The organism is Cytophagia bacterium CHB2, assembly GCA_030263535.1.
Classification (GTDB): domain Bacteria; phylum Zhuqueibacterota; class Zhuqueibacteria; order Zhuqueibacterales; family Zhuqueibacteraceae; genus Coneutiohabitans.
Genome location: SZPB01000014.1, coordinates 25,667 through 35,559, shown reverse-complemented (window position 1 = coordinate 35,559; position 9,893 = coordinate 25,667). Strand labels below are relative to the sequence as shown.

10 protein-coding genes are annotated in these 9,893 nt (G+C 57.5%); all 10 read left to right on the top strand.

Going from position 1 to position 9,893, the window contains the following annotated elements:
- Window positions 1–256 precede the first annotated feature (256 nt).
- Window positions 257–1,234: a TerC family protein gene (locus FBQ85_03055; protein MDL1874142.1), complete on the top strand. Its 978-nt coding sequence runs from the start codon at window positions 257–259 to the stop codon at window positions 1,232–1,234.
- A 5-nt stretch (window positions 1,235–1,239) separates the two neighbouring features.
- Window positions 1,240–3,543 carry a putative monovalent cation/H+ antiporter subunit A gene (locus FBQ85_03050; protein MDL1874141.1) on the top strand — a complete coding sequence of 768 codons (2,304 nt, stop codon included), beginning with the start codon at window positions 1,240–1,242 and terminating at the stop codon, window positions 3,541–3,543.
- A 2-nt stretch (window positions 3,544–3,545) separates the two neighbouring features.
- The gene (locus tag FBQ85_03045; protein ID MDL1874140.1) at window positions 3,546–3,953 is read left to right on the top strand and encodes a Na+/H+ antiporter subunit B; all 408 of its coding nucleotides are present in this window, start codon (window positions 3,546–3,548) and stop codon (window positions 3,951–3,953) included.
- Window positions 3,954–4,301 (top strand): Na+/H+ antiporter subunit C, encoded by a 348-nt coding sequence (locus FBQ85_03040; protein ID MDL1874139.1) that lies wholly within the window; start codon window positions 3,954–3,956, stop codon window positions 4,299–4,301.
- A 559-nt stretch (window positions 4,302–4,860) separates the two neighbouring features.
- Window positions 4,861–6,366 (top strand): Na+/H+ antiporter subunit D, encoded by a 1,506-nt coding sequence (locus tag FBQ85_03035; protein MDL1874138.1) that lies wholly within the window; start codon window positions 4,861–4,863, stop codon window positions 6,364–6,366.
- Between the two features lie 4 nt (window positions 6,367–6,370).
- A complete protein-coding gene (locus FBQ85_03030) occupies window positions 6,371–6,838 on the top strand; it encodes a Na+/H+ antiporter subunit E (GenBank protein ID MDL1874137.1) in 468 nt (155 codons plus the stop codon).
- Window positions 6,835–7,122, top strand: coding sequence for a cation:proton antiporter (locus FBQ85_03025; protein ID MDL1874136.1), 288 nt, complete (start codon window positions 6,835–6,837; stop codon window positions 7,120–7,122). The genes FBQ85_03030 and FBQ85_03025 overlap by 4 nt, the downstream gene beginning before the upstream one ends.
- Complete coding sequence (locus tag FBQ85_03020) at window positions 7,106–7,522, top strand: monovalent cation/H(+) antiporter subunit G (protein ID MDL1874135.1); 417 nt, start codon at window positions 7,106–7,108, stop codon at window positions 7,520–7,522. The genes FBQ85_03025 and FBQ85_03020 overlap by 17 nt, the downstream gene beginning before the upstream one ends.
- A gap of 75 nt (window positions 7,523–7,597) precedes the next feature.
- Entirely contained in the window at window positions 7,598–8,707 is a 1,110-nt protein-coding gene (locus FBQ85_03015) for a calcium/sodium antiporter (protein ID MDL1874134.1), read from the top strand.
- Window positions 8,708–8,740: 33 nt separating this feature from the next.
- On the top strand, window positions 8,741–9,853 hold the full coding sequence (locus FBQ85_03010) for a site-2 protease family protein (GenBank protein ID MDL1874133.1): 1,113 nt from the start codon (window positions 8,741–8,743) through the stop codon (window positions 9,851–9,853).
- The last annotated feature ends 40 nt before the right edge of the window (window positions 9,854–9,893 follow it).

Genomic DNA, 9,893 nt, shown 5'->3' with positions numbered 1-9,893 from the left:
ATCGAACGTTCGGCAACCGCGATGCCGGGCCGGGATCGTTACGATGACGACGACGATGATGATCGCCGCCGTTACCATGATCGTGAGGATAATCAATCAGGCCATTACAAACGCAAACGCAAATCGTTTCTCGATGATATTTTCGACTTCTGATCCCAGCCGTTCAGTTGAGGAGAAGACGTCGAATGCCAGCGCGCGAGTTTTTACTTGCAAACGCGCGCATGTTCTGCGATATTTGTTTTAAGAAGGAGCCGGTATGTCGAATCAGATTTTGTTGTGGGTTGGTTTCAATGTGTTCGTGTTGTTGATGCTCGCCCTGGATTTGGGCGTGTTTCACCGCAAAGCGCATGTCGTGAAGACGAAAGAGGCGCTGCTGTGGAGCGCGGTGTGGATTGCGTTGGCGCTGCTCTTCAACCTCGGCATCTACTTCTGGCAGGGCCAAAAGGTCGCGCTCGAATTCCTCACCGGCTATCTCATCGAGAAGTCGTTGAGCGTTGACAACATCTTCGTCTTCATCATGATTTTTGCCTATTTCGGCGTGCCGGCTCTTTATCAACACAAAGTGCTGTTTTGGGGAATTCTCGGCGCGCTGGTGATGCGCGCGATTTTCATCGCCTCCGGCGTGGCGCTGATCGAGCGTTTTCACTGGATCATCTATGTCTTCGGCGCTTTTCTCATTTTGACCGGCGTGAAAATGGCGTGGCAAAAAGACAAGGAAATTCATCCGGAGAAAAATCCGTTGTTGCGCCTGTTCCGCAGGCTCATGCCCGTCACGGATCGTTATCACGGCGGCGATTTCTTCGTGAAACAAGCCGGGCGCTATTTTGCCACGCCGCTGTTCGTCGTACTCCTGCTGGTGGAAACTACCGATCTGATCTTTGCGGTCGATTCTATTCCCGCGATTCTCGCGATTACGCTGGATCCCTTCATCGTTTATACTTCCAACGTCTTTGCGATTCTGGGGCTGCGCTCGCTGTACTTTGCCCTGGCCGGCATCATGCCGTTGTTCCACTATCTCAACTACGGTCTCGCTGCCATTCTGGCTTTCGTGGGCGCCAAAATGATGCTGGTGGATTTTTATAAAATTCCAATAGGTATTTCTCTGGGAGTTGTGGCTGCCATTTTACTGATATCCGTCGTGGCTTCATTGCTCTGGCCGCGGCCGCAGGCGCCGGTCACGCTTCCGCCCGAAGTGCCGCAATCGAAACCTGAAACCATTGATTCGACCGGATGATGACCATGCCGCGACTAATCAATCATTCGCCCTCTGCGGAATCGCATGCCGAGCATGGCTCGATCTGGCATCATCCGGCTGCCGGCTGGGTCCTGGCGATTCTGCCGGCAAGTGTGATGATATACTTGCTTGGCCTCACCGGACGGGTGGCCGCCGGCGAAAGCGCGATACTCTCATTCAACTGGGTGCCCAGCCTGGCCGTCAATTTTTCATTTCTGGTTGATGGTCTTTCGCTGCTATTTGCGTTGCTGATCACGGGCATTGGCGCGTTGATCTTGGTCTATGCGAGCGGCTATCTCGCCGGGCATGCGCTGCTGGGACGTTTTTACTTCTACCTCTTGCTGTTCATGGCCGCCATGTTGGGCGTGGTTCTGGCAGACAATCTCATCACCCTGTTTGTGTTTTGGGAATTGACCAGCCTGAGTTCCTATCTGCTCATCGGGTTCGATCATCACCGGGAAGAGGCGCGCAAGGCGGCTTTGCAGGCGCTGCTGGTGACGGGCGGCGGCGGCTTGGCGCTGCTCGCCGGCCTGCTGTTGCTGGGCAACATCGGCGGCAGCTTCGAGCTTTCCGAATTGCTGCAGCGCGGCGATCTCGTGCGCGGCCATGAGCTCTACCTGCCGTTGCTGTTGTTGGTTCTGGCGGGCGCATTCACCAAATCTGCGCAAGTGCCGTTTCATTTCTGGCTGCCCAATGCCATGGAAGCGCCGGCGCCGGTGAGCGCGTACTTGCATTCCGCCACGATGGTGAAAGCGGGCATCTACCTGCTTGCGCGCCTGAGTCCGGTTCTCGGCGGCACCGAGTCCTGGCATTATCTCGTCACGCTCGCCGGCGCTGCGACGATGCTGGGTGGAGCCCTGCTCGCCTTTCCGCAAACAGATTTGAAAAAAATCCTGGCATACACCACCGTAAGCACGCTGGGCGCGCTCACCCTGCTGCTCGGCATCAACACCACGCTAGCCGCCAAAGCCGCCATGGTTTTTCTGATTGTGCATTCCCTCTATAAAGGCGCATTGTTCATGATTGCCGGCGCGGTCGATCACGAAACCGGCACGCGCGACCTGCGCGAATTGAGCGGTTTGCGGCGCTTCATGCCGCTCACCACTCTGGCGGTGACACTTGCCGCGCTGTCGATGGCAGGACTGCCGCCCATGCTCGGTTTCATCAGCAAAGAATTGCTTTACGAGGCCAAACTCGAGGCCCCGCGCGCCGCGTTCTGGATCACCAGCGCCGGCGTGCTGGCCAATGCCTTAATGGTCGCGATTGCCGCATTGGTGCTGCTGCGGCCTTTCTTTGGCCGCAAAACGGCAATGCCGCAGACGCCGCACGAAGCGCCCGTGACTTTGTTGCTCGGCCCGGTGACGCTCGCCATCTTGGGTCTGATCATCGGCCTGGCGCCGGACATCACCGCACAGTATTTCATTGCAACGGCGGTCAGCGCGGTGCGCGCTGAGGCGACCGAAGTCAAGCTCGCGCTGTGGCATGGCCTCAATCCGGTGCTGGCGCTGAGCGTGCTCACCGTCGCGTGCGGCATCCTGGCTTATGTTTTCCGGCGTTTCGTCCAGCGTGCGACGCAGCCGCTCTTCTGGCTCGCCCGCGTTGGTCCGCAGCAATGGTACGAATGGTTTTTGCAGGGACTCAACGGCATGGCACAGTGGCAAACGCGCCTGCTGCAGAGCGGTTATTTGCGTTCGTACTTGCTCATGATCATCCTCACCACGATCGGGCTTACCGGCTATGCTTTGGTCAGCCGCGCCGCCCTGCCGCTTCTGCCCTCGTTGCCCGTAGCGCAATCTTATGAATGGATCATCGCGGCGATTATGCTGGCATCCGCGGTTGCCGTCGTGCGCTCCAGCTCGCGGCTCGCGGCCGTGGCTGCGCTCGGCGTAATCGGCTTCAGCATCGCCTTGCTTTTTGTGCTCTACGGCGCGCCGGATTTGGCGATGACACAATTCGCCATCGAAACCCTTTCGGTGATCATCTTCGTGCTCGTGCTCTACAAACTGCCGCGCTTTGCAACCTTTTCGCGGCCCAGCGCGCGCCTGCGCGATGCCCTGATCGCGCTGGCTGCCGGCGGATTGATGACGCTGCTGGTGCTGGCCGTTACCGCGGCCCCGCTGCGTTCACGTTTGACCAGCTTCTTTGCCGAAAACAGCCTGACTGCCGCCAACGGCCGCAACATCGTCAATGTGATTCTCGTGGATTTTCGCGGCATGGACACGCTGGGCGAAATCACCGTGCTGGCAGTGGCGGCGATCGGCGTTTATGCCCTGCTGAAGTTGCGCCTGGCCGAGAAGAAGGAGAATTGATCATGCAATCACTGATTCTTTCCGTTGCTGCGCGCTCTCTGCTGCCGTTGCTGCTGTTGTTCTCCTTTTTTTTGTTGGTGCGCGGGCACAACGAGCCGGGCGGCGGTTTTGTAGGTGGCCTGGTGGCCGCCGCCGCGTTTGCACTTTATGCCATTGCCGAAGGCGTGGAAAAAGTGCGCCAAACCCTGCGCGTTGATCCGCGCGTGTTGATCGGCGCGGGCTTGTTCGTCGCGTTGAGCAGCGGCTTGCTTTCCCTGCTGCAGGGAAAGCCGTTCATGACCGGACTTTGGCACAAACAAGCCGTACCGGTTCTGGGCAAACTCGGCACGCCGGTGTTGTTCGATGCCGGCGTTTATCTGGTGGTGGTCGGCATCATTCTGACCATCATCCTCACGCTGGCGGAGGAGTGAATGGAAACCGTGCTGGCTGTGGTGATTGGCGGGCTGTATGCCGCCGGCTTGTATTTGATGTTGCGCCGCAGCATCGTCAAGTTGATTCTCGGACTTGCCATCCTGGGCCACGCCGCGAATCTGCTGGTGTTCACGGTGGGACGCCTCACGCCCAGTCAGCCGCCCATCGTGCTGCCCGGCGCAATGGCGCCGATCGAGCCTTTTGCCGATCCGCTGCCGCAAGCCTTGATCTTGACCGCCATCGTCATTGGCTTTGGCGTGCAGGCCTTCGCGTTGGTGCTGCTCAAGCGCGCCTATCAAACCGTGGGCACGGATGATTTGGATGAAATGAAGTCGACCGATACTTGAGACTGAACACATTGTGGCAGAGATGTAAAGATGCGCAAAAAATTGATTTCAGTCTTTTAGGGATGAAAACGACAAATGATTCGTACTACAACGTTAAGTACACAATGTTTTCTCCAAAAGGCCAGCTTGACCCCAACGGGGTCGCATGTGATAGCCCACGGGCAGCGCCCTGGGAACCGATAAAATCTATCGCACATAGCCCTGAAGGGGCGGCATTCCTGACGTAGTTCTATGGCGCCCCGCTGGGGCTTGGTGATAACTCATGATTACCGATTTTCCAGGGCGTTGCCCTTCGCTTCTACATTTCGCCCCTTTGGGACTATTTGTCTGTGCCATAGAATTCGACTCAACGTTGTAGTATTAGAAAATCTTTGCGAAACTTTGCGGCTTTGCGTCTCTGCGTGAATTCTTTTACCCAATATTGAGAAGTTGAGGATTTCCGGAATTGTCATGAGATCCGCATAAATACAGGTCGAAACGGCACGCATCGAAAAACTCTTTGCTTTTTTGGCGGCGATTTGATTTTGAAAATACTAATGAAAGAATATCACCTCTGCTCATGAATGCCCTGCTGGTTTTGCCCATCCTGATTCCGCTGGCCACCGCGATTCTCGCGCTGTTGTTTTGGAATTACCGTCGTGTGCAGCGCGGCTTGAACCTTGCCGGCGCGGCGGCGCTGTTGGCAGTTGCCGTGTGGCTGCTCGTATCCGTTTCGCGCGCCGGCATTCAAGCCACGCAGATCGGCAACTGGCCCGCGCCCTTCGGCATCACGTTGGTTGCCGATTTGCTCAGCGCTATCATGGTTGTGCTCGCCGGCTTGATGGGATTTGCGGTGGCCGTCTATTCGCTGTTCAGCATCGACGCGCGCCGGGAATCGTTCGGTTATTATCCTCTGTTGCAAGTTTTGCTGATGGGCGTGTGCGGCGCATTTCTCACCGGCGATATTTTCAATCTCTATGTTTGGTTCGAAGTATTGCTGATTGCCTCCTTCGTGCTGGTGGCATTGGGCGGCGAGCGGCCGCAACTCGAGGGCGCGATCAAATACGTCACACTCAATTTGGTATCCTCCGCCTTGTTTCTCGCGGCCGTCGGCATGCTCTACGGCGTGGCCGGCACGTTGAACATGGCCGATCTCGCGCGCCAGTTGAGCATGCTCGATCGGCCGGGCCTGGTGATGGCGCTGGCCATGTTGTTTTTGGTGGCATTCGGCATCAAGGCGGCAGTGTTTCCGCTCTTCTTCTGGCTGCCGGCTTCCTATCACACGCCGCCCATCGCGGTGTCGGCGATCTTCGCCGGCTTGCTCACCAAAGTCGGCGTGTACGCGTTGATTCGGGTGTTCACGCTGCTGTTTGTACAAGATACCGGCTTTACGCACCAACTCATTTTGTTGATTGCCGGCTTGACCATGATCACCGGCGTATTGGGCGCAGCCGCGCAACAGGAAATCCGACGCATTCTTTCGTTTCACATCGTGAGCCAGATCGGTTACATGATCATGGGACTGGCGTTGTTCACCTCGCTGGCGCTGGCCGGAACGGTTTTCTATTTGGTTCATCACATCATCGTCAAGACCAACTTGTTTCTGGTGGGCGGCGCGGTGCATCATCTGCGCGGCAGCTACGAGCTTGACAAACTCGGTGGCCTTTATCGCGCTGCGCCCGGCCTGGCGATTCTATTTTTGATTCCCGCGCTGTCGCTTGCCGGTGTGCCGCCGCTTTCTGGCTTCTGGGCGAAATTCGTGCTGATGAAAGCAGGTTTGCAAACGGAAGAATACCTCATCGTCATCACCGCGTTGGCCGTGAGCTTGTTGACGGTGTTCTCGATGATGAAGATTTGGGCTGCGGCCTTTTGGAAACACGAGGAGCCGGCGCACGCCGAGCCGCAGGCCGCCGGCCAGACGCCGCAACGCAGCTATCGCGGGCTGTTGGCGCCGATTACCGCACTCGCGGTGTTGACGGTGGCCATCGGGTTGCTGGCAGAGCCGGTGTTTGCGCTGGCCGAACGCGCAGCCGCGCAATTGCTCAATCCCGCGGAATACATTGAAACGGTTTTGGGAGCCGATTGAAATTATGTTGCTGCTCAATGTCTTTTTGGCGCTCGCCTGGGTCGCCCTCACTGGCGAATTGAACCCGGTCAATTTCTTCTTCGGCTTTGGCCTGGGTTATCTTATGCTTTGGCTGTTGCGCAGCCATGTGGGCACGGAACAATATTTTGTGAAAGTGCCGCGCGTACTCGGGCTGCTGGCGTTTTTTACCTGGGAAGTGATCGTGGCAAACATTCGGGTCGCGATCAGCGTGCTGTCTCCGCTCAAGCGCTTGCGTCCCGGGATCGTGGCCATTCCGCTGGACGTGAAAACCGATGCTGAGATCACGCTGCTGGCCAATCTGATCACCCTTACACCGGGCACCATGAGCCTGGATATTTCCTCCGATCGGCGCGTGCTCTACGTACACGCCATGCACCTGGAAGATCCCGAACAATTCCGGCGGGACACCAAACAGGGTTTTGAACGCCGCATCCGGGAGGTGTTCGAATGAATCTGCAGACATTCACGTTGTTGATCGTCGTGCCGTTGCTCAGCCTCGCCATTGTGTTCGCCTTTATTCGTTTGTTGCGCGGACCGGGCCTGCCTGACCGTGTGGTAGCGCTCGATTTGATTACCACCATCGGCATCGGCATCATTGCCGCCTACGGCATTGGCGCCGAGCAACCGGTGTTTCTCGATGTTGCAATTGTCGTGGCGTTGATTTCCTTCGTGGGCACCATCGCGTTTGCGGCATATGTGGAAAGGAGAAAATCTGGAGATGGCAGATCTGATTAGTTTGATTCTCATGATCATCGGCGCGGTTTTCATGCTGCTCGCCGCGATCGGCGTGGTGCGCATGCCCGACCTCTATCTGCGCATGTCGGCGACGTCCAAGGCCGCAACACTTGGCGTCATTTGCGTGATGCTGGCCGCGGCATTGCACTTCAATGACTTTGCCATCACCGCACGCATTACCGCCATCATTGTCTTTTTGATTTTGACCGCGCCGGTGGCCGCGCATAAAATCGCACGCGCGGCCTACCTCGCCGGGCCGGACCTGTGGCCGGGAACCTGCCGCGACGAGCTGCAAGGCCGTTATGATCATGACCAACAGGAACTGACAGGTGTGGCTACGCCCGCGCGGCCAGACACGAGGGCAGCGGCGCCGAGCGGCAGTGCAACGCCGAGCGCCTGAACACTGCGCAGGCACGCGGCACTGAAAGGACGGCCACAATCATGTTGAGCAGCCTTATTGGAGAGAATGGGATTCATGGATACGATGGTGCTGGTGTTGTTCGTTTTGGGTTTGGTCTTGCTGATCGTCGGCGCCGAGGCCCTGGTGAAAGGCTCTTCACGGTTGGCAGCCGCGCTCGGCATTTCGCCCTTGGTGATCGGACTGACGGTGGTGGCCTACGGCACCAGCTCGCCTGAACTGGCGGTCAGCATTCAATCCGCTTTCACCGGCCAGGCTGACCTTGCGCTGGGCAACGTTGTCGGCAGCAACATTTTCAACGTGCTGTTCATTCTCGGTCTTTCTGCCATGATTGCTCCGCTGGTCGTTTCGCAGCAACTGGTTCGCCTCGATGTGCCGCTGATGATCGCGGTGTCGCTTTTGCTGCTGCTGCTGGCGCTGGACGGCACCCTCAGCCGCCTCGATGGCCTGCTGTTCTTCTCGATCAATATCGCATATGTGGTCTGGGCAATTCGGCAGAGCCGCAAGGAGAATCAACAGGTCAAAGATGAATATGAAAAAGAGTATGGCGCCGCCGGCCGTTCTTCCAAATGGCCGGTGAATCTTGCGTTGATTGTTGCCGGCCTGGGTATGCTGGTGCTGGGTTCACACTGGCTGGTGGAAGGGGCTGTCGCGGTGGCGCAAGCGCTGGGCTTGAGCGAGTTGATCATTGGCCTGACCATCATCGCTGCCGGCACCTCTTTACCGGAAGTCGCGACGTCGATCATTGCCAGCATGCGCGGTGAGCGCGACATTGCGGTTGGCAACGTGGTGGGCAGCAACATCTTTAACATTTTGGCTGTGCTCGGACTCGTCAGCCTGCTCGCGCCGAGCGGCGTGGCAGTACCGCCCGCAGCTCTGCGTTTCGATATTCCCGTGATGATTGCCGTTGCGCTCGCCTGCCTGCCGGTTTTCTTCACCGGCTTCCGCATTGGCCGCCGCGAAGGCGCGCTGTTTTTTGCCTATTACATTGCGTACACGCTTTATCTGATTCTAGATGCCACCGGCCACGATCATCTCGATGAGTTCAGTTTGATCATGTTCGAATACATTACCCCTTTAGTCGCTTTGACGTTGATACTCGTGGCGGCGCATGCCTGGCGCACGCGCCGGCGCGGCAAGCCCGCCACCCCCGCAGATGAAGCATGAATTACTTTGAGTTGATGGAAAGGAGAGATACCTATGAAATGGTCATGGAAAATTGGAGAGTATTTCGGCATCGGCGTTTATCTGCATGCTACCTTCCTGTTGTTGATTGGTTTTATTGCCGTGATGCACTGGTTGCAAGGCTACAGCCTGAGCATGCTGGTCTCCGGTGTAGGATTCATCCTCGCGCTCTTTGGCTGCGTGCTTTTGCATGAATTTGGCCACGCCTTGACCGCGAAAAAATACGGCATCAAAACGCGCGACATCACCCTGCTGCCCATCGGCGGCGTCGCCCGGCTGGAGCGCATGCCAGATGATCCCCGCCAGGAATTGTGGGTCGCGCTCGCCGGTCCGGCCGTGAATGTTGTGATCGCCATCGCCTTATTCGTTTGGCTGGTGGTGACCAACACCTTCGAGCCATTTGACGGTCTCACGGTCACCAGCGGCTCGTTCCTCGAGCGACTGATGATCGTGAATATCTGGCTCGTTCTGTTCAACATGCTGCCGGCCTTCCCGATGGACGGCGGCCGCGTTTTGCGCGCCCTGCTCGCCACCCGCAAAGGCTATGCGCGCGCGACACAAATTGCCGCGGGCATCGGCCAGGGCATGGCCTTCCTGTTCGGATTCATCGGACTGTTCACCAACCCCTTTCTGCTGTTCATCGCCTTCTTTGTGTTGATCGGCGCGGCGCAGGAGGCCGGCATGGTGCAGATGAAAACCGCGGTCGGCGGCATTCCGGTGAAGCTGGCTATGCTCACCAACTTCCAAACGCTCTCCAGCAACGACACGCTCAACCGCGCGATTGAGTTGATTCTGGCAGGTTCACAACAAGATTTTCCCGTGGTCGACGAGGGGAAAGTCGTGGGCGTGCTCACGCGCGGCGATTTGCTGATGGCGCTCGGAAAATTCGGGAAGAATGCCTTCGTACGCGACGTGATGCAGCGCGAGTTTGAAACCGTGGAAGCGAGCGAAATGCTCGAAGGCGCAATGGCCCGTTTGCAAACGTGTCAATGCCACACCCTGCCGGTGCTGCAACAGGGCAAAATGGTCGGCCTGGTGACGATGGACAACATCGGCGAATTCGTCATGATTCAAAGCGCGCTCGCCGGTGAGAAGCCCCGCGGCTGGAAGCTGGCCTTTCAAAGTTGATCAAATCAGCCGATCAGTTTTGGCCTCACATAACAGGAAG